Consider the following 22961-nt stretch of genomic DNA (forward strand, 5'->3'; position numbering starts at 1 on the left):
TCCCTCGATCGTGTGATGTTGGTTTGCCTCCGGGTAGACGTTGGTCCTCTAGTGTGACCGTCTGGCGCGAGTGGCCTCATTGGGGCACCGGTCACTCCGTGCCGGACCTGCTACTTGCCAGTACATCCACCGCCGCCAGGCGTGATCGGTATCGTGTCGAGTGGCTGGATTTCGGCTTCGCGGACGGAAAACGCCGAATCGGCATGTCTGGAAGCGTTCGGCGAGTACGCTGTGAAGGTACTGCGAAAAGGAATGGGGGAGTCATGGCTAATCCTTTCGATGAAGAGTCGGAGCGGTTCGTGGCGCTGGTGAACGACGAGGGGCAATACTCGCTGTGGCCCGCGCGTATCGATATCCCGGGCGGCTGGCGTGTCGCCTGCCCGGAGGGGTCGCGCCAGGAATGTCTTGACGTGATCGAAGCGGCCTGGCGCGACATGCGTCCCGCCAGCCTGGTGCGCGCGATGGAGGCTGACGCCGGCTAGGCCGGTTCACCGCCGTCGCAGCTCCGCTCGGGTTGGACGGTTCCCCGAGACCTTCATGTCATAAGGATCTTGTTTCGATCAAAATCGATCAGACGCGATCGCGGATCGGTCAAATTCCGATAGGCAATGATCTTTTTCTGTCCACCTGTCACTCATGTGGCACAGGTGGATAACCCGCGCCCTAATTTCGAGGTGCAACGGTGAAACGGTTTCACGCCGGGTCCTCGCGCCCAGTGTGAGGCTCCGCCATCCCTAATGGCTCAGGCACATCCCCGATGCCAGGTGCATGGGCGTACAGATCCGGTTTCGCTGTCCCGCTGATCCTTGATGGCGGTGCAATCCCATGATCGGTCCCGTGCGCCTTCTCCGCCGTCCCCAAAAACTCTCCCCAAAGGTGTCGACAGGCATGCGCGAAAACCGTTCTCTTCCATCAGAAGTGGTGTCCGAGGAGTCCTTCGAACTGACCGCTGCCCAGCAGGGCGTGTGGTATGGGCAACTTATCGACCAGCACAGTCCGAAGTACAACATCGGGGAGTGTTTCGAGATCGAGGGCGAGCTCGACCAGGGGCTGTTCGCCCGCGCGCTCGGCCGGGCGGTCGCCCTCTGCGACGGTCTCAACGTCGAGTTCGTCACCGATGGCGAGACGGTCCGTCAGCGTGTGGTCGGTCGCCCGGCAGACCAGAGAGACCGGCTCCGCGTGGTCGACCTCTCCGACCGCTTCACCGACGCCGTCGCCGCCGCCGAACGCTACATGGCTGACGACATGGCCACCGTGGACAGGCTCGATGCCCCGCACCACCACTTCGCGCTGTTACGCCTCGGCCCGCAGCTGCACTACTGGTACATCCGCTACCACCACATAGCCGTCGACGGCCTCGGCGGTGCCGTCTTCGCTCGCACGGTGGCCGACCTGTATAACCGTGCGGCACGCGGTGAGGACCTCGCCGCGGCCGAACTGCCCGCCGCGCCTCTGCGTGATCTCCTCACCGACGAGGCGGAGTACCTCGGCTCGGACCGGTACGAGGCGGACCGCGCCTACTGGACCGGCAAGTTCACCGACCGGGCCGACAACGCGACCGCCCCTGACGGAGCCGCCGACGGACCCGACGCGGACGCGCACGGCGGCACGCCGCTCATCTCCAGGCGCACCGACATCCCGGCACCGGCCGCGACCGCCGCAGCCGACGTCTCGCTGCACACCGGCGAGACCCTGCCCGTCTCCGTCCTGGACGACCTGCGCCGGCTCGCCGCCGAGAACCGAACCACCTGGAGCGCCGTCCTCGTGAGCGCGGTCGCGGCCTACGTCAGCCGGGTCACCGGAGACCGGGACGTCACCATCGGTCTCGCCTCCAACGGCCGCCACGGCGGGATGCGGCACATCGTCGGCATGACCTCCAACATCCTGCCGCTCCGCCTGACCCTCACCCCGGACCTGACGGTCGGCGCCCTGGTGCGCGCCGTCACCGCCGAGATGCGTGGAGCCCTGCGGCACCGCCGCTTCTCCCGCGAACAACTCGCCCGCGAGCTGAACATGGCGGACGAGGCGGCGCGCCTGACCGGCGTCGTGGTCAACGTGATGGGCTACGACTACGACCTCGACTTCGCCGGCAGCCCCGCCACCTCCCGGCTGCTCTCCATCGGCCCGGTCGACGACGTGTCCTTCTTCATCTCCGAACGGTCCGAGGGCAAGGGGCCGCTGATCGGCTTCGACACCAACCCCGACCTGTACCACCCCGAGGACGTACAGCTGCATCAACGGGCCACCGTAGCCTTCCTCGCGGCTCTGGCGGGCGCGGACGCCGACACCCCCCTCGGCGACCTGCCGCTCCTCGACGGCGACTCGGCCGAGCAGTTGCTCGGGCAGGGACGCGGCACCGCCCTCCCGGCCGGAACGGCGGCTACGAGTCTGCCGGAGGCGTTCGGCGCGCAGACACGCCGGACTCCGCACGCCCCGGCGGTGGTGGACGGAGCCCTCACCCTCTCGTACCGGGAACTGGCGGCGACGGCGCAGGAGGTGTCCGGAGCACTGACCGGCCGGGGCATCGGCGCCGAGGACGGCGTCGGGGTCCTCCTCGGACGCTCGGCCGCCGTCGTCACGGCCACGCTCGGTGTGGTGGGCGCGGGCGCCGCGTACGTACCGTTGGACCCGGCCTGGCCCGACGAACGGCTGGACCGGGCCGCGGAGGTCTCCCGCCTGCGCGCTCTGGTGGTGGACGAGGCTGCCGCCGCCCAGCCGTGGGTGATGGAGCGGGCCGCCGTCCTGCCGGTGATCGTCGTCGACGGGGCCGGTTCGATCGTGCGCGGCGCCCCGGCGCGGCCGGGACCCCTGCCGGCGGTGGAGCGTGCCGACCGGCTGGCCTACGTGATGTTCACCTCCGGCTCCACCGGCCTGCCCAAGGGGGTCGGGGTCACGCACGCCGACGTGGTCGCGCTGGCCGCCGACACCGCCTGGACGGACGGTGTGTCCGACGCGGTGCTGATGCACTCGGCGTACGTGTTCGACGCCTCCACCTTCGAGATCTGGGTCCCGCTCCTCAACGGCGGCCGGGTGGTCGTCGCGCCCGGCGGCGTCCTTGAGGCGCGGACCCTCGCGGACCTGGTGGCCCGGTACGGGGTGACCGCGGCCTTCCTGACGACGGCCCTGTTCGACGTGGTGGCCGAGGTGGACCCCGCCGCCTTCGCCGGACTGCGCCTGGTCGCCGTGGGAGGCGAGGCCGCCACCCCGGGCATGATGCAGCGGGTGGCCGCCGCCGCGCCAGGCACCCGCGTCCTGCACGTGTACGGCCCCACCGAGACCACGACCTTCGCCACCCGGCACCAGGTCGACGCCGGTACGGCGGGCACGCCGCCGATCGGCCGGGCCCTGGACGGGATGCGCCTGTACGTACTCGACGCCGGCCTCACCCTGGTGCCGCCCGGCATCGTGGGCGAGCTGTACGTCGGTGGCCGCGGTGTCGCCCGTGGCTACCAGGGCCGCGCCGCGCTCACCGCGACCCGGTTCGTCGCCGACCCGTACGAGGCGGGCGGCGGCCGCATGTACCGCAGCGGTGACCTGGTGCGCTGGACCGCGCGCGGTGACATCGAGTACGTCGGACGGGCCGACGGACAGGTCAAGCTCCGCGGGTTCCGCATCGAACCCGCCGAGATCGAAAACGCTTTGCTCACCGATCCCGAGGTGCGTGCCGCCCGCGTTCTGGTCCGGGAGGACACCCCCGGCGATCGCCGGCTGGTCGCCTACGTCGTACCGGCCCCCGGCGCCCGGCCGGACGACACCGCCCTGGCCGTCCGCCTCGGGCGCACCCTGCCCGCCTACATGGTGCCCTCGGCGTTCGTCACCCTGGACGAGCTGCCGCTGACCCCCAACGGCAAGGTCGACCGCCGTGCCCTGCCCGCGCCCCGGGTCACTGCCACCCAGGACCGCGCCCCGCGCACCGCCTACGAGGAGGTCCTTACCGGCCTGTTCACCGACGTCCTGGGCGTGGCCGTCGGCGTCGACGACAACTTCTTCGCCCTGGGTGGCCACTCCCTGCTCGCCACCCGCCTCATCGGCCGCGCGCGGACAGCCCTGAGTGCCGAAGTCGACCTGCGCACCCTCTTCGACCACCCCACCGTCGCCTCCCTCGCCGCCGCCCTCGACACCTCCGGCGCGGCCCGCCCCGCCCTCACCCGGCAGCAGCGGCCCACCGCCGTACCGCTCTCCTTCGCCCAGCAGCGGCTGTGGTTCCTGGGCGGCCTCGAAGGCCCCAACTCCACCTACAACATCCCGCTCGTCCTCGAACTGGAAGGGCCCCTCGACCCGGACGCCCTGCGCGCCGCGCTGGCCGACGTGGTCGCCCGGCACGAGAGTCTGCGCACGGTCTTCGCCGAACAGGACGGCATCGCCCGGCAGGAAGTCCTCGACGCGGCCGACGCCGCTTCGCTCGTCCCCCTCGTCGTCGAACTGCCCCCGGACGGTGCGGCCCCCGACTCCTGGGCCGATGAGGCGGTACACCGGCTGACCGCCATGCCCTTCGACCTCGACGGCGACCTCGGCGTCCGGGCCCATCTGCTCCGCCTGGGACCGGACCGCCATGTCCTGGCCCTCGTCCTGCACCACGTCGTCGCCGACGGCTGGTCCCTCGCCCCGCTCAGCCGGGACCTCGGCGCCGCCTACCGTGCCCGGACCGAGGATTCGGCCACCCCTGACTGGCCCGCGCTGCGCGTGCAGTACGCCGACTACGCCCTCTGGCAGCGCCGCCTGCTCGGCGACGACGGCGACCCGGACAGCCTCGCCGCCCGCCAGCTCGCCTTCTGGCGCGAGGCGCTGCACGGCGCCCCCGACCTGCTCGACCTGCCGCTCGACCGCCCGCGCCCGGCCGTGCCCAGCCACCGGGGCGACGCCGTCCCCTTCGAGCTGCCCGCCCCTGCGCACGCCGCGCTCATCAGGCTGGCCCGCACGGCCGGCTGCACCCCGTTCATGGTGCTCCAGGCGGCTCTCGCCGTGACGCTGCACGCCCACGGCGCCGGTACCGACATCCCGCTGGGCACCGCGGTGGCCGGACGCACCGACGAGGCCCTGGACGATCTCGTCGGGTTCTTCGTCAACACCGTCGTCCTGCGCGCGGACCTCTCCGGCGATCCGACCTTCCGCGAACTCCTGGGCCGGACAGCCGAGTTCGACATAGCCGCCTTCAGCCACGGTGACCTTCCCTTCGAACGGCTGGTGGAGGCCCTCAACCCCGAGCGGTCCGGCGACCACCACCCGCTCTTCCAGACCATGCTGGTCCTGCAGAGCCAGGAGCGTGCGACGCTCGACCTGCCCGGCGTCACCGTCCACGACCGGTCCCGGCACACCGGCATCAGCAAGTTCGACCTCACGTTCTCGCTCACTGAAGCCACCGAAGTCGATGAAGCCGCTGAAGTCACTGAAGAACACCGGCCCGCCGCCCCCGGCGGGATCGGCGGCTATCTGGAGTACGCCACCGACCTCTTCGACGCCGCCACCGCCCACGCCCTCTGCGCCCGCTTCGCCCACATCCTCACCCAGGCCGTGACCGACCCCGACCGGAATATCTGCGACCTCGACCCGCTCGCCCCGGGCGAGCGGGAGCGTCTCCTGCGCCGAGGACACGGCGAGGAGCGGCCCTCGCCCCTGCGGACCGCCCCCGAAGCGGTCCGGGAATGGGCCGAGCGCACCCCGCACGCGGTCGCCGTACGCGACGCGCACACGAGCCTCACCTACGCCGAACTCGACGCCCGCGCCGACGGCCTCGTCCAGGCCCTGCGGGAGCGGGGCGTGGGCCGCGGGGACCGGGTGGCCCTCGCCGCACCGCCGTCCGTGGACACCGCCGTCGCCCTGCTGGCCGTCCTGCGGGCCGGCGCCGCCTACCTGCCCGTCGACCCGGAGTACCCCGAGGCCCGCGTCCGCCACATGCTCGAGGACGCCCGGCCCGTCCTGCTCCTCACCACCACGGACGTCCACCGCCACCTGCCCGCCAGCGACGTCCCCTGGCTCGCCCTGGACGACCCGGCCGCCCGGGTCTCGGGCCCCGTGGGGCACACGCCGGCCGCACCCCGGCCGGAGGAGCCCGCGTACGTCATCTACACCTCGGGGTCCACCGGCCGCCCCAAGGGCGTCGTCGTGCCGCACGGCGCGCTGGCGAACCACATGGCCTGGATGGCGCGGTACCTGGCCATCACCCCGCAGGACCGGATCCTCGCCCGCACCTCCACCAGCTTCGACGCCTCCGTCTGGGAGCTGTGGCTCCCGCTCATGTACGGCGGCGAAGCCTGTGTCCTGCCGCACGAGGCCAACCGGGAGCCCGACGCCCTGGTCTCCTGGATGAGCCGGTTCGACGTCACCGTCGCCCAGTTCGTGCCCTCGCACCTGACGCTCGTCCTCGCCGAGGCGGCGCACGCCGCACCGCTGCCCGCCCTGCGTGCCGTCCTGTGCGGCGGCGAGCCGCTGCCGCGCACCCTCGCCGACGACGTCGCCCGGCTGTGGCGGGCCGAGGTCCACAACCTCTACGGGCCCACCGAGGCGACCATCGACGCGACCGCCTACCGCGCGGACGGGCCGCCGAGCGGATCGCCGGCCTCCGAATACTCCGTGACCACCGGACACACCGCCGGCACGCCCTCCGAAACCGTGCCGATCGGCCTCCCGGTCGACACCATGCGTACCTATGTCCTCGACGGCCGACTGCGGCCCGTACCGCCCGGCGTCACCGGTGAGCTGTACCTCGCGGGCCCCAACCTCGCCCACGGCTACCTGGAGCACCGGAGCCTGACCGCCACCCGGTTCGTCGCCGACCCGTTCGACGCCGCCGGCGCCCGGATGTACCGGACGGGCGACCTCGTACGGTGGAGCGCCGACGGACTGCTCGCCTACGTGGCCCGCGCCGACGACCAGGTCAAACTCCGCGGCTTCCGCATCGAACTGGGCGAGGTGGAGGCCGCCCTGCTGGCCCGTCCCGGGATCACCGCCGCCTGCGCGGTGATCCGCGAGGACGAACCCGGCCGGGCGCGCCTCGTCGCCTACGCCGTCACCGCGGACCCCGGCGCGCGCCCCACGCCCCTGCGTGACGCCCTCGCCGAGACCCTGCCGCACTACATGGTGCCCGGCACCGTCGTCGTCCTGGACGGCCTCCCGCTCCTGCCCAACGGCAAGGTGGACCGCCGGGCCCTGCCCGAGCCGGATCCGGACACCGGCGCCGACGCCACCACCGGGACCGGCCGGCGCACCCTCCAGGAGGACCTGCTCGCGGGGATCTTCGCCGACGTCCTGCACCGGTCCCACGTGGGCCCGCACGACAGCTTCTTCGACCTCGGCGGCCACTCGCTGCTGGCCATGCGCGTCGTCAGCCGCGTCCGTACCGTCCTCGGCGCCGAGATCGCCGTACGCACGCTCTTCGAGCACCCGACCGTCGCCGGTCTGGCCCGCGCCCTCGGCACACCGGGCCAAGGCCGCCCCGCCCTGGTGCCGGCGGACGGACGGCCCGACCCGCTGCCGCTCTCCTTCGCCCAGCAGCGCCTGTGGTTCCTCGGCCGGCTCGAAGGGCCCAGCTCCACCTACAACATCCCGCTCGTCCTCGAACTCGACGGCTCCCTCGACCCGGACGCCCTGCGCGCCGCCCTGGCCGACGTCGTGGAGCGGCACGAGGCGCTGCGCACGCTCTTCCCCGAACAAGGCGGATCACCGCGCCAGCTGATCCTCCCCGCCGCCACCGCCACACCCGCGCTGCCGGTCGTGTCCACGTCCCCCGCCGAGCTGGAGGCGGCCGTCCTGGACGCGGTGCGCGAGCCGTTCGACATCACCACGGACCTCCCGCTGCGCGCCCTGCTCCTGCGCTCCGCACCCGACCACCACGTCCTGGTGCTCGTCCTGCACCACATCGCGGGCGACGGCTGGTCCCTCGCCCCGCTCGCCCGTCACCTCGGCCAGGCCTACCGAGCCCGACTCGCCGGAGAACGGCCCGAGTTGACGTCCGGCGCCGCGCTCCAGTACGCCGACTACACCCTCTGGCAGCACGCCGCCCTCGGCGACGGCACCGCACCCGGAAGTGTCCTGAAGCAGCAGCTCGACCACTGGCACACCGCCCTCGCCGGGCTGCCCGGACTGATCGACCTGCCGCTGGACCGGCCGCGACCGGTCACCACCGACCCCCGGGGAGCCGTCCACACCTTCGATCTGCCGTCGCCCCTCTACGCCCGGCTGCTGCTCCTGGCGCGTGAGTCGGGGAGCAGCCTGTTCATGGTGCTCCAGGCCGCCGTGGCCACCGTGCTGCACCGGCACGGCGCGGGCGACGACATCCCGCTCGGATCACCCGTCGCGGGCCGCACGGATGAGGCGCTGGAGGATCTGGTCGGCTTCTTCGTCAACACCCTCGTACTGCGCACCGACCTCTCCGGAACCCCGACCTTCCGTGAACTGCTCGACCGTGTACGCGAGTTCGACCTGTCCGCCTACGCGCACCAGGACGTGCCCTTCGAGCGTCTGGTGGAGAGCCTGAACCCCGTCCGGGCGCGCAACCACCACCCGCTGTTCCAGACCATGCTGGTCCTGCAGAACCAGGAGACCGCCCGGGCCGACCTGCCGGGCCTCACCGTCGAAGGCCGGCTGGTCCACAACGGCCTGAGCAAGTTCGACCTCACCTTCGCCTTCACCGAGGAGTTCTCCGAGGAGTCCGCCGAGAGGGAGGGGACGGGCACCCTCACCGCCGGGATCGAGTACGCCACGGCCCTCTTCGACCGGACCACCGTGGAGATGCTCGCGGCCCGTCTGGTCCGCCTCCTGGAGCAGGTGGCCGCCGATCCCTCCCTGCCGCTGGCGGGCTACGACCTGATGGACGCGGACGAGCACGCCCGGGTCACGCGCTGGGGCAGCGGCCGCGCCCTGCCCGCGGAGCCCGCGGACGCCACCCTGCCCACGCTCTTCGCGGACCAGGCGCGCCGCACCCCGGGCGCCGTGGCCGTCACCGGCGACGGCGGCACCCTGACGTACGCCGAACTCGACGAGATCTCCGACGGCCTCGCGCGTGCGCTGGCGGGCCTCGGCGCCGGCCCCGAGCGCGGGATCGGCGTGCTGCTCGCCCGGTCGCCGGCGGTGGTGTCGGTCTCCCTCGGCACCGTCCGTGCCGCCGGTGCCTATGTCCCGCTGGACGCGCGCTGGCCCGCCGAACGGCTCGACCAGGTCTCCGGCGTGGCGGACGTACGGGTCCTCGTCGTCGACGAGGAGGCCCTCACCTCGCCCTGGGTGGCCGCGACCGCCGGGCGGATCCCGGTCCTCGTCGTGGACCGGCTCGGCCGGATCCTGCGCGGCGCACCCGAGCGGCCCGGCCACCCGGCAGCGGTGCCGGGCACCGCGTCCCTCGCGTACATCATGTTCACCTCCGGCTCGACCGGCCTGCCCAAGGGAGTCGGCGTCACGCACGCCGACGTGGTCGCGCTCACCGCCGACTCCGCCTGGCAGGACGGCGCCGCCGACGCGGTGCTGATGCACTCGGCGTACGTCTTCGACGCCTCCACGTTCGAGATCTGGGCCCCGCTCCTGAACGGCGGCCGGATCGTCGTCGCCCCGGACGGCGTCCTGGAGGCCCGCACCCTCGGGGACGCCGTCCAGGAGCACGGGGTGAGTGCCGTCTTCATGACGACCGCTCTGTTCAACGTGATCGCCGAGACCGATCCAGGCGCCTTCACCGGGCTCCGCCTGCTCTGCGCCGGGGGAGAGCTGGCCTCCCCGGACGCGATGCAGCGGGTCGCCCACACCGCACCCGGCACGCGCGTCCTGCACGTGTACGGACCCACCGAGACCACCACCTTCGCCACCCGCCACCACGTGACGGCCGACCTGCCGTCCGGACCACCGCCCATCGGGCGCCCCCTGGACGGCATGCGCGGCTACGTCCTGGACGGCTCCCTGGTCCCGGTCCCGCCGGGCGTCGTGGGCGAGCTGTACCTCGCCGGACGCGGCGTGGCACGCGGGTACACCGGTCTCCCAGGGCTGACCGCCACGCGCTTCGTCGCCGACCCGTTCGACCCCGCCGGCGGGCGGATGTACCGCACCGGCGACCTCGTCCGGTGGACCCGCGAGGGCCACATCGCCTACGTCGCACGCGCCGACGGCCAGGTCAAGCTGCGCGGCTACCGCATCGAACTCGGTGAGATCGAAGGCGTGCTGGCCCTCTGCGAGGGGGTCGCCGACTCCTTCGCCGTCGTACGCGAGGACATCCCCGGCGACCGTCGCCTCGTCGCGTACGTGGTGCCGGCCGCCGGCGCCCGTCCCGAACCGGGCGACCTCGCCCGGGCCGTCGGCCGGTCCCTGCCCGCCTACATGGTGCCCTCGGCGTTCGTCCTGCTCGACGCGTTGCCGCTGACCCTCAACGGCAAGGTGGACCACCGCGCGCTGCCGCAGCCCGACCAGCACGCCCCGGTCCGCGGACGCACCGCCCGCACCGCCCGCGAGGAGATTCTGTGCGGGCTCTACGCCGACGTCCTCGGCCTGGACGGGACCGGCGTGGACGACGACTTCTTCGCCCTGGGCGGCCACTCCCTGCTCGCCACCCGCCTCACCGCGCGCATCCGCACCGCGCTCGGCGTGGAGATCCAGGTCAAGGCCCTCTTCGAGCACCCCACACCGGCCGCGCTCGCCGCCGCACTGGAGGGTGCCGAGGAGGCCAGGAGCCCCCTGGAGCGCGTACCGAACCGCCCCGATCCGCTGCCGCTGTCCTTCGCGCAGCAGCGCCTGTGGTTCCTCAACCGCCTGGAGGGGCCCAGCGCCACGTACAACGTGCCCCTCGTGCTGCGGCTGGACGGGCCGCTCGACGCGGAGGCGCTGGAGAGCGCCCTCGGGGACGTCGTGGAGCGGCACGAGAGCCTGCGCACCGTCTTTCCCGAGACCGACGGGGTGGCACGCCAGCTCGTCCTGGACGCCGGCCACGCCGACCTCGACCTGACGCCCGTCGACACCGACCCCGCCCACCTGGACGGGCTGCTGACCACCGAGGTGGCCCACGCCTTCGACGTGGCCGCCGAGATCCCCGTACGGGCCCGGCTGGTGCGGCTCGGTGCCGAGGCCCACGTCCTCGTGCTGGTCGTCCACCACATCGCGGGCGACGGCTGGTCCCTCGCTCCGCTCGCCCGCGACCTGGGCGAGGCCTACCGGGCGCGGGCCGAGGGCGAGGAACCCGCCTGGACCGAGCTCGCCGTCCAGTACGCCGACTACACCCTGTGGCAGCGCGCCCTGCTCGGCGACGAGAGCGACCCGGCCAGCCAGGCGGCCCGTCAGCTGGACTTCTGGCGCACCGCGCTCGCCGGCGCCCCGGAACTGCTCGACCTGCCCCTGGACCACCCGCGCCCCGCCGTCCCCGCCTACCGGGGCGACGCGTTCGCCTTCCCCGTCCAGGCGCAGACCCACGAGGCTCTGAGCGCGCTCGCCCGGGCCCGCGGATGCAGCCTCTTCATGGTGCTCCAGGCGGCCCTGTCGGTGCTCCTGGCCCGGCACGGCGCCGGAGAGGACGTCCCGCTCGGCACCGCCGTGGCCGGACGCACCGACGAGGCGCTGGACGACCTGGTGGGTTTCTTCGTCAACACCCTCGTCCTGCGCACCGACCTGACCGGAGACCCCACCTTCGGCGAAGTCCTGGACCGGGTCCGGGAGTTCGACCTTGCGGCCTACGCCCACCAGGACGTGCCGTTCGAGCGGCTGGTGGACTCGCTCGACCCGACCCGCGCCCAGAACCACCACCCGCTCTTCCAGATCATGCTCGTCCTCCAGAACCAGGCGGACGCCACCGTCGACCTGCCCGGCCTGACGGTGACCGGACAGCCGGTGCACACCGGCATCAGCAAGTTCGACCTGACCTTCACCTTCAACGAGACGTACGACGAAGGGGGCCGCCCCGCCGGACTGGACGGCCATCTGGAGTTCTCCACCGAACTCTTCACCCCTGCCACGGCGCACACCCTGGCCGCCCGGCTGACCCGTCTGCTCGCCACTCTCGCCGCCGACCCCGAGCTCCACGTCCACGCCGTCGACATCCTGGAGGCGGCCGAGCGGCAGGGCCTGGAACGGGCCGCCCACGGCCCCGTACGGCCGGTCGCCGAGCGGACGGCGCCAGAGGCGTTCCGCGTGCAGTGCGCTCGGACGCCCGATGCGGTGGCTGTACGGGACGGTGCGCACCGCCTCACCTTCGGCGAACTCGACGCGCTCTCGGACGACCTGGCCCACCATCTGCACAGCCGGTCCATCGGCCGCGGCGACCTCGTCGCCCTCGCCCTGGAAGGAACCGCCGACCAAGTCGTCGCGATGCTCGCGGTGGCCAAGGCCGGGGCCGCCTACCTGCCCATCGACCTCGAGTACCCCGAGGCACGCGTCACCTACATGCTCCAGGACGCCCGCCCGGCACTGCTCCTGACCCATGGCACCGCCCGCACCGCGCGGTACGCCTCATCCGTCCCCTGCCTCGCACTGGACGACCGGGCCGCCTGGTCCACCGGAAGCGCGGCGCCGCCCGGCGTGGCGCCGGACCCGCTCGACACCGCGTACGTCATCTACACCTCGGGCTCCACCGGCCGCCCCAAGGGCGTCCTCGTCCCTCACGCCTCGCTGACCAACCACATGGCCTGGATGGCCGGCCACCTCGGCCTCACCGCCGACGACCGGATCCTCGCCCGCACCTCACCGAGCTTCGACGCGTCGGTCTGGGAGACCTGGCTGCCGCTCCTGCACGGCGGCTCCACCTGCCCGGTGGAGCCCGCCGTCAACCACGACCCGGCCGCGCTGCTGGCCCGGATGCGGGAAGCGGGCGTGACCGTCGCCCAGTTCGTGCCCTCGCACCTCGCGGTCGTCCTCGCTGAGATCCGCCCCGACCAGGCGCCCGCCACCCTGCGGGCCGTCCTGTGCGGCGGCGAGCCCCTGACCCGGTCGCTCGCGGAGCGCGTCGGGCGGGACTGGGGCGCCGAGGTGCACAACCTCTACGGGCCCACCGAGACGACCATCGACGCCACCGCTCACCACCACCGCGCCGAGGAGACGGACACCTCGGCAGGGGAGGGGACCGTGCCGCTCGGCCGCCCCGTCGACAACACCCGCGCCTACGTCCTGGACGCGAACCTCCAGCCGGTGCCGCCGGGTGTCACGGGCGAGCTCCACCTCGCGGGCGACGGCCTCGCCCGCGGCTACCTGGGGCGCCCCGGCCTGACCGCCGGACGGTTCGTCGCCGATCCGTACGGCCCCGCCGGCAGCCGCATGTACCGCACGGGCGACCTCGTCCGCCGGGACGCCGACGGCCTGCTCACCTACGTCTCCCGGGCCGACGACCAGGTCAAGCTGCACGGCTTCCGCATCGAGCTCGGCGAGATCGAGGCCGCCCTCACCGCGCTCGACGGCATCACCGCCGCCTGCGCCCTCGTCCGCGAGGACCGGCCGGGCGAACGGCGCCTGGTCGCCTACACAGTCCCGGCCCGGAGCGAGGGCACCGAACCCCTCACCGACGCCGGACTGCGGGCCCTCCTGACATCGGCCCTGCCGCCGTACATGGTGCCCGCCGTCTTCGTCACCCTGAACGCGCTGCCGCTGCTGCCCAACGGCAAGACCGACCGGCGCGCCCTGCCCGCCCCGGCCCGCCCCGCCGCCACCCGGCCGGGCGGACAGCCGCGCACCGCACCGGAACGCGTGCTGTGCGAGGTGTTCGCCTCCGTCCTGAGCGTCCCCGCCGTCCGTACCGACGACGACTTCTTCGCGCTCGGCGGCGACAGCATCCTCTCCATCCAACTGGTCAGCCGGGCCCGCGCGGCCGGACTCGGCGTCACCCCGCGCGACGTCTTCGTCCACCGCACGCCCGAAGCCATCGCGGCCACGGCCACCGCGCTCGACCAGGACACCGCCGTACCGGCCGAACAGGGCGCCGGCGAGATGCCACCGACCCCCATCGTCGCCTGGCTGCTGGGGCGGCCCGGCGCCACGGACGGCTACAACCAGTCCGGGGTGCTGCGCACACCCGCGGGCGCCGACGAGGAGGCGCTCGTCGCCACCCTCCAACTCCTCATCGACCACCACGACATGCTCCGCCTGAAGGTCACCCGCCCGGCCGGAGGCGAGCCCGTACTCGAAGCCCTGCCGCCCGGCGCCGTCCCCGCCCGCCGCCGCTTCACCCGGGTCGACGTCGCGGGCCTCGGGCCCGACGCCGTCCGCGCCGCGCTCACCGAGGCGGGCGAAGCGGCCCGCAGAAGGCTACGGCCCGCGCACGGGGAGGTGATCGAGGCCGTGTGGTGCGACGCCGGGCCCCACACCCGTGGACGGCTGCTGCTCATCGTGCACCACCTGGCCGTCGACGCCGTCTCCTGGCGCATCCTCGCCGCCGACCTCGCCACCGCCTGGCACGCCGTCACCGAGAGGGCGGCCGCGGCGCTGCCTGCCGTCGCCACGCCCTACCGGAGCTGGGCGCACCTCCTCGCCTCGCAGGCGCGTGGTGCTGCCCGCGAAGCCGAACTCCTGCTGTGGGAGACGGCGCTGAGCACCCCCGACCCGCAGCTCGGGTACCGGCCGCTCGACCCTCACCTGGACACCGCCGACCGGACCCGCACCCTGACCGCCCGTCTCCCCGCCACCTGGACGAAGCCCCTGCTCACCACCGTCCCCACCGCCTTCCACGCCGGGGTGGACGACGTCCTGCTCACCGGCCTCGCCCTCGCCGTCAGCTCCTGGCGGGCGCAGCGGGCCGGCGACCGGACGGGGGAGAGCGGCCTGCTCCTCGACCTGGAGGGGCACGGCCGCGAGCAGATCGCCGACCACGTCGACCTGTCCCGTACCGTCGGCTGGTTCACCAGCCTCTACCCGGTCCGGCTCGACCCCGGACCCGTCGACGCCCGCCAGCCGGGGAACTTCGACGCCGCACTGGTGGAACGCGCCCTCAAACGCGTCAAGGAACAGCTGCGGACCGTCCCCGACCACGGCGTCGGCTACGGCATGCTGCGCCACCTCAACCCGGCCACCCGCCCCCGGCTCGCTGCCGCGCCACCACCGCAGATCGGCTTCAACTACCTGGGCCGGTACGCCGCTCCGTCCCGGGCGGCACAAGCCCACGCCGACCCGGGCGCCGACTGGGAGGTCCTGCTCGACGGCGGCGGGCCGCCCAGCCAGGACCCGGACATGCCCGTCCACCACGTCCTCGACATCAACGCGCACACCGAGGACCTGCCGGAGGGCCTCCGCCTGGTGATCCGCTGGACCTGGCCCGCCGACCTGCTCAAGGAGGAGGACGTGGAGATCCTGTCCGACACCTTCATCCGCGCCCTGCGCGCCATCGCCGAACACGCCGAACGGCCCGACGCGGGCGGTTACACGCCGTCCGACCTTCCCCTGGTCTCGCTCAACCAGGCCCAGATCGACCGACTGCAGAACAAGTGGGGTGGACGCAAGTGACCGGGTTCCAACTGGAAGACGTACTACCGCTGACGCCGTTGCAGGCGGGCATGCTCTTCCACGCGCTGTACGACTCCCACGCCGTGGACGTCTACACCGCGCAGTTCGTCTTCGACCTCGAAGGCCCCGTCAGCGTCCCGGCGCTGCACGCCGCCGTCGGCACCCTGCTGCGCCGCCACCCCAACCTGCGGGCCGGCTTCCTCCACGAGGACCTCGACGAGCCGGTGCAGGCCGTCGCCGCCGAGGTGCCGGTGCCGCTGGAGGAGCTCGACCTGACCGTGGCGGACGGCACCGGCACGGCACCGGAGCGGCTCGCCGCGTTCCTGGCCGCCGACCGCACCCGCCGCTTCGACCTCACCACCCCGCCGCTGATGCGGTTCACCCTCGTGCACACCGGGCCGCAGCAGCACCGGCTGGTCATGACGAGCCACCACATTCTGCTGGACGGCTGGTCGATGCCCCTGCTCGTACGGGAACTCTTCGAGCTGTACGCACGCGGCGGCGACGACAGCCCCCTGCCCCGGGTCGCCCCGTACCGCACCTACCTCGCCTGGCTGGCCCAGCAGGACCGCGAAGCCGCCCTCGACGCCTGGCGCACCGCCCTGGACGGGATCGAGGCGCCCACGCTGCTGGCCGGGCGCCCCGCCGCGGACGTGCCGGGCTCCGGTGAACTGCCGCAGACCCTCGTCCTCGACCTGGACGCGGCCACGACGGAGCTGCTCCGCGAAACGGCCCGCGCCCACCGGCTCACCCTCAACACTCTGGTCCAGGGCGCCTGGGGCCTGCTGCTCGCCCGCCTCACCGGACGCGCCGACGTCGTCTTCGGCACCACCGTCTCCGGCCGTCCGCCGGAGGTGCCGGGTATCGAGTCGATGGTCGGCCTGTTCATCAACACCGTGCCCGTACGGCTCCGCCCGGAGCCCGGCGAAACCCTGGCCGCGCTCCTGACCCGGCTCCAGGAGGGACAGGGCCGCCTGCTCGGCAGCCAGCACGTCGGCCTGACCGAGATACGCGGCGTCACCGGACTGGACGAACTCTTCGACACCCTGGTCGTGTTCGAGAACTATCCGATGGACGCCGAGGCCTTGCGCACCGCGCAGCGGCAGCTGCCCGGTCTCAGCGTCACCGGGTTCAGCGGCACGGACGCGGCCCACTACCCCCTCACCCTCACCGTCGCCCCGGGCGACACGCTGAGGATCACCTTCGGATACCGGGCCGCCGCCCTGGACCGAGACGAGGTGGCCCGCACGGTCGCCCGTCTGCGGCGCCTGCTGACCACGATGGCGCAGGGGCTGGACCTCCGCGCCGACACCGTCCCCGTACTCCTGGACGGTGAACGCGACACGCTGCTCGCCCAGGGGCGTGGCGCCGACCTCGCCGACGGGACGACGGACCTGAGCGTCCCGGACGCCTTCGCCCGGCGCGCCGCCCGCCACCCGGACGCGGTGGCGGTCTCCGGCGCCGACGAACCACTGACGTACCAGCAACTCCACTCACTTGCCGATGAGTTGGCGGGCGCCCTGACCGGTCACGGGACCGGCGCCGAGGAGGGCGTCGGCATCCTCCTGAACCGCTCGGCCGCCCTGGTCACCGCCTCCCTCGCGGCCCTGCGCGCGGGCGCCGCCTACGTGCCGCTCGATCCGGCCTGGCCCGCCGACCGGCTCACCCGGGTCGCCGAAGTGGCCGCCCTGCGCGCCCTGATCGTCGACGAGACCACCCGTGACCACGACTGGGTGCGGCGACTGGGCCCCGACGTGGCCGTGCTGACCGTCGACGCCGCCGGCCGGCTCCGGCAGGGAGGACCGGTCACCCCCGGGCCCCTCCCCGTCGCCGTGAGCGGCGCCCGGCTCGCGTACGTCATGTTCACCTCCGGCTCCACCGGACTGCCCAAGGGGGTCGGCGTCACCCACGCCGACATCACCGCCCTGGCCGCCGACCGGACCTGGGGCGACGGGGTGGCCGACGCCGTGCTGCTGCACTCGGCGTACGTGTTCGACGCCTCCACCTTCGAGATCTGGGCGCCCCTCCTGAACGGTGGCCGGGTGGTCGTGGCCCCTTCCGGAGTCCTGCAACCCGATGCGATCCGGGACCTCGTCGCCGAGCACGGCGTGACGGCGGCGTTCCTGACGACGGCCCTGTTCAACGTCATCGCCGAGACCGACCCCGGCGCCCTCGGCCTGCTGCGCCTGGTCGCCACCGGGGGAGAGGCCGCAGCGCCCGGAGTCCTCCAGGGCCTCGCCGCCGCCCACCCCGCCACCGCCGTCCTCAACGTCTACGGGCCCACCGAGACCACCACCTTCGCCACCCTCCACCGCGTCCGCCCCGAGAACGCGTCCAGGGGTGTGCCGTCGATCGGCAGGCCGCTCGACGGCATGCGCGCCTACGTCCTGGACGCGGGCATGCGGCCCGTGCCGCCCGGCGCCGAGGGCGAGCTGTACGTGGCCGGGCCCGGGGTCGCGCGCGGCTACCTGGGGCGTCCCGGCCTCACGGCCACCCGGTTCCTCGCCGACCCGTTCGCCGGGACCGGGGAGCGCATGTACCGCACCGGCGACCTCGTGCGCTGGAGCGCCGACGGGACCCTGCACTACGTGGCCCGGGCCGACCAGCAGATCAAACTCCGCGGCCACCGCATCGAACCCGCGGAGATCGAGGCGGCCCTCCTCACCGACCCCTCCGTGCGCGCCGCCTGCGTCCTGGTCCGCGAGGACCTGCCCGGCGACCGCACCCTCACCGCCTACGTCGTCCCCGCATCCGGGCACACTCCGGACCCGGACCGGCTCACCGCGCACCTCGGCCGCCACCTGCCCGCCTATCTGGTGCCGGCCGCCATCCAGCCGCTCGACGCCCTGCCGCTGACCCCCAACGGCAAACTCGACCGGGCGGCCCTGCCCGCGCCCACCACCTCGCCCGGCACGGGGGGCCGGACACCGCGCGGCGCCCGTGAGGAGATCCTCGCCGGGCTCTTCGCCGACGTGCTCGGCGTGGCCCGTGTCTCCGCCGACGACAACTTCTTCGCCCTGGGCGGCCACTCGCTGCTCGCCACCCGCCTCGTCGGCCGCGTGCGCACCGCCCTGAACACCGAGACCGAGATCCGTACCCTCTTCGAGAACCCCACCGTCGCCACGCTCGCCACCGCCCTGGAGGAGGCTGACCGCCCCGCGCGCCCCGCCCTCGTCCCGCAGGAGCGCCCCGCCGCGCTCCCGCTCTCGTACGCCCAGCAGCGACTGTGGTTCCTCCACCGGCTCGAAGGCCCCTCCGCCACCTACAACATCCCCTTCGCCGCCCGCATCGACGGCCCGCTCGACACCGAGGCTCTGCGCCGAGCCCTGTCCGACGTCGTCACCCGGCACGCCGCCCTGCGCACCCTCTTTCCCGAGGACGGCCAAGGACCGCGCCAGCACATCACCGCGCCCGACGACGTCCGCCTGCCGTACGTCCTCGAAGCGGTCGAGGCCAACGAGGCCGCCGACCGGATCAGGGCCGCCGTGACCGAGCCGATCGACATCGAGCAAAGCCTTCCCCTTCGGGCGACGCTCCTGCGCCTGGCCGACGGCGTCCACATTCTGGTCCTGGTGATCCACCACATCGCCGCCGACGGCTCGTCCCTGGCACCTCTCACCCGAGACCTCTCCACCGCCTACCGGGCCCGCGCCCACGGCGAACCGCCGGCCTGGAGCGAACTCCCCGTCGACTACGCCGACCACACCCTCTGGCAGCGCGGTCTCCTCGGCGACGAACACGACCCCGAAAGCGTCGTGTCGCGCCAACTCGCCCACTGGAAGGGCGCGCTGAGCGGGTTGCCGGAGATGATCGAGCTGCCATGGGACCGGCCGCGGCCCGCCGTACCCCGGCACACCGGCGCCACCCTCGACTTCACGCTCGACCCCACCACCGCCCGACAGGTCACCGACCTCGCCCGCGCCACCGGATGCAGCGTCTTCATGGTGCTCCAGGCCGCTCTGTCGCTCGTCCTCTCCCGGCACGGCGCCGGCGACGACATCCCGCTGGGCACGGCCGTCGCCGGGCGCACCGACGAGGCCGCCTCCGACCTGGTCGGCTTCTTCGTCAACACGCTCGTGCTGCGCACGGACCTGACCGGCGACCCGACCTTCCTCGAACTCCTCGACCGTGTAAAGGAGTTCGACCTCTCCGCCTACGCTCACCAGGACGTCCCCTTCGAGCGCCTGGTCGAACTGCTCAACCCCACGCGCTCGCAGAACCACCATCCGCTCTTCCAGACCATGCTCATCCTCCAGAACCACACCCCCGCCGCACCCCTCGGCCTGCCCGGCCTCACCGTCACCGGTGTGGAGGCCGACCCCGGGGTGGCCAAGTTCGACCTGTCGTTCACCTTCACCGAGACACACGACGAGGGCAGCGGCGCCCCGAGCGGTATGCGGGCAGCGGTCGACTACGCGACGGAACTCTTCGACCCGGCCACGGTCCGCGACCTCGCCGAACGGCTCACCCTGCTGCTCGGCGCCGTCTCCGCCGACCCCGACCGCCCGCTGCGCGACTACGACGTGCTCACCACCGCCGAGCGCACCCGGCTGACCGCCTGGGGCACCGGCCCCGACCAGGACGCGCCCGGCTCCACGGTCCCCGAACTCTTCGGACAGTGGGTCCGGCGCACCCCCGACGCCCCGGCGGTCCGCGACGCGGACACCACCCTCACCTACGCCGAACTCGACGCCCGCGCCGACGCCCTCGCCCACCACCTCACCGCCCGGGGCATCGGCCCCGAGGACCGGGTGGCGGTCGCCCTGCCCCGCACCCACGAACTCGTCGTGGCCCTCCTCGCCATCCTCCGGAGCGGAGCGGCCTACGTGCCGCTCGACCCCGACTACCCGGCTCAGCGCCTGTCGTACATGCTCGACGACGCCCGGCCGCGCCTGCTCCTCACCACCCCCGCCATCCACCGCGGGCTCCCCGCCTCTCCGGTGCCGCACCTGCACATCGACGGCCTCGCGGACAGCGTCGCCCCGACCACTCCCGCCAGGCCTCCGCGCCCGGCACACCCCGCGTACGTCATCTACACCTCCGGCTCCACCGGCCGCCCCAAGGGCGTCGTGGTCACCCACCAGGGCGCCGGCGCCATGGCCAGGAGCCAGAGCGAGCGGCTGCGCGTCACCCCGGGCAGCCGGGTGCTGCACATGGCCTCCGTCAGCTTCGACGCGGCGTTCTGGGAGCTGTGCATGGGGCTGCTCTCCGGGGCCTGCCTGGAGATCGACGAACGCGACGCCCTGCACCCCGGCCCGGCCCTCGCCGCCCTGGTCCGCGAGCGGGGCGTCACCCACCTGACCCTGCCGCCCGCCGCCCTCGCCGTGATGCCGTCCGGCTCCCTGCCCACCGGGACCACGATCGTCCTCGCCGGTGAGGCGTGCACGCCGGCCCTGGTGCGCTCCTGGGCACGGGACCGGTTCCTCGTGAACGCCTACGGCCCCACGGAGACCACCGTCTGCGCCACCATGAGCGCCTTCCAGTACGCGGAGGGGCCTCTCGCCCCCGACCGCACCGTGCCCATCGGCGTCCCGGTCGACGGCACCCGCGTCCACGTCCTGGACGACCGGCTGGCGCCCGTGCCGCCCGGCGTCGTCGGCGAGCTGTACGTCTCCGGTGCGGGAGTGGCCCGCGGCTACCACGGCCGCGCCGCCCTGACCGCGTCGCGGTTCGTCGCCGACCCGTTCGACCGCACGGGAGGCCGCATGTACCGCACCGGCGACCTGGTGCGCTGGACGGCCGAGGGGGAGCTCGTCTACGTCTCCCGCGTCGACGACCAGGTCAAACTCCGCGGCTTCCGCATCGAACTCGGCGAGATCGAGGCCGCCCTCACCGCCCTGCCCGGACTGGGAGCGGCCTGCGCCGTCGTCCGCGAGGACCGGCCGGGCGACCGGCGGCTGGTGGCGTACACCGTGCCCGCGGACGGGGCGCCAGCCCCGGACGAGGCGGAGCTGCGCGCGCACCTCGCCACCACCCTGCCCAGCCATATGATCCCCGCCGCCTTCGTACGGCTCGCCACCCTGCCCGTCACCCCCAACGGCAAGACCGACCGGCGCGCCCTGCCCGCACCCGAGATGACCGCACCGACCGGCGGCCGCGCGCCCCGCACCGACCGCGAACGCGCGCTGTGCGAGGTTTTCGCCGAGACGCTCGGTGTGCCCCAGGTGGGTGTCACCGACGACTTCTTCGCCCTGGGCGGCCACTCACTGCTCGCCGTCACCCTCGCCCAGCGGATCGGGGAGCGGTGCGGCCGACGCCCTTCTCTGCGGGATCTGTTCGCGGCGCCCACCGCGGAGGGCATGGACCACTTCCTGGGACGTATCGCGGGCGAGCGGGACGCGGAGCACACCGCAGCCCCGGACCTCACCTCTGAGGTCCACCTGGCCGCGGACATCAGGGGCGCCGGCCGGGACATCCCGGCAGGCAGCGCGACCCCGCTGCCCGCACCCACCCGCAGCCGGCCTCTCCGCCCGTCCCAACGGCCTCTGCTCACCGGAGCCTCCGGCTTCCTCGGCGCCTTCCTCCTGCGCGACCTCATCGAGACCACCGGCGGTCCGGTCGACTGCCTCGTACGAGCCGAGGACGAGCGCAGGGCGGCGCACCGGCTGCGGGCCAACATGGAGCACTACGGCCTCTGGCACCCCCGGTACGCGGAACTGATCCGTCCCGTCCCTGGCGACCTGGCGGCCCCCGGCCTCGGACTGACACCCGATGCCCGGGCCGCCCTGGCCCGCCGGCTCGGCCCGGTCCTGCACAACGGCGCACGCGTCAACTTCGCCGCCTCCTACGGTGATCTGCGCGCCCCCAACGTGGCCGGCACCGAGGAACTGCTGCGCCTGCTCGCCGACTCCGGCTCACCCGGGATGCACTACATCTCCACGACCAGCGTCTACGCCCCCACACCGGACCCCGGCCCGGCCGCCGTCACGGAGACCACCCCGACGGGCCCCGCGTCCGCACTGCCCGACGGATACGCGCAGAGCAAGTGGGTCGCGGAGGGCCTCATCGCGCTGGCCCGCGAACGCGGCCTGCCGGTGACCGTCCACCGGCCCGGCCGCATCAGCGGGGACACCACCACAGGGGCCTGCCAGGACCGCGACCTGCTGTGGCAGCTCATCAAGGGCTGCCTCCAGGCGCAGGCGGTACCGGACCTGCCGCACGGGTCCACCGACTGGGTACCCGTGGACTACGTGAGCGCGGCGATCGTGGCCTTCTCCACCTCCGGCCCGACGGGCGCGGAGACCTGGCACTTCACCAATCCGGACGCGCCGGCCCTGGACCGAGTCTTCGAGGCAGCCGCTCGTCTCGGCCACGAACTGCGGACCGTCACCGCGGCCGACTGGCAGGCCCAGGTGGCAGCCCAGCACGACAACGCGGCGCAGCTCTTCCTCGGCAGCGAGGACCAGACCCGGCAGGCGACGACCGGACACCGGCGCTTCGACTCCACCCGGACGGCCAAGGCGGCGACCGACCTGGGGGTGCACCTGCCCCAGCTGACCGACGAGGTACTGGACCGCTACATGACGTTCTTCCACGGCACAGGCTTCCTGCCACGGCCCTCGGCGGCCACTCCGTGA

General features: G+C 73.5%; 3 protein-coding genes. All 3 read left to right on the top strand.

The features are described 5' to 3' along the window. The first annotated feature begins 263 nt into the window (after positions 1-263). On the top strand, positions 264-482 hold the full coding sequence (locus ABZ267_RS12280; RefSeq protein ID WP_356754960.1) for an MbtH family protein: 219 nt from the start codon (positions 264-266) through the stop codon (positions 480-482). 406 nt (positions 483-888) lie between these two features. Further along, complete coding sequence (locus ABZ267_RS12285) at positions 889-15384, top strand: amino acid adenylation domain-containing protein (RefSeq protein ID WP_356754958.1); 14496 nt, start codon at positions 889-891, stop codon at positions 15382-15384. After that, a complete protein-coding gene (locus ABZ267_RS12290) occupies positions 15381-22961 on the top strand; it encodes an amino acid adenylation domain-containing protein (RefSeq protein ID WP_356754956.1) in 7581 nt (2526 codons plus the stop codon). The genes ABZ267_RS12285 and ABZ267_RS12290 overlap by 4 nt, the downstream gene beginning before the upstream one ends.

Origin of the sequence: Streptomyces sp. NPDC006174 (assembly GCF_040614075.1) — a bacterium.
Lineage (GTDB): Bacteria > Actinomycetota > Actinomycetes > Streptomycetales > Streptomycetaceae > Streptomyces.

What these genes read in the sequence shown, in the direction of transcription:
- ABZ267_RS12285 (WP_356754958.1), top strand. Translation starts at nt 889, where the DNA reads ATGCGCGAAAACCGTTCTCTTCCATCAGAAGTGGTGTCCGAGGAGTCC.
- ABZ267_RS12280 (WP_356754960.1), top strand. Translation starts at nt 264, where the DNA reads ATGGCTAATCCTTTCGATGAAGAGTCGGAGCGGTTCGTGGCGCTGGTG.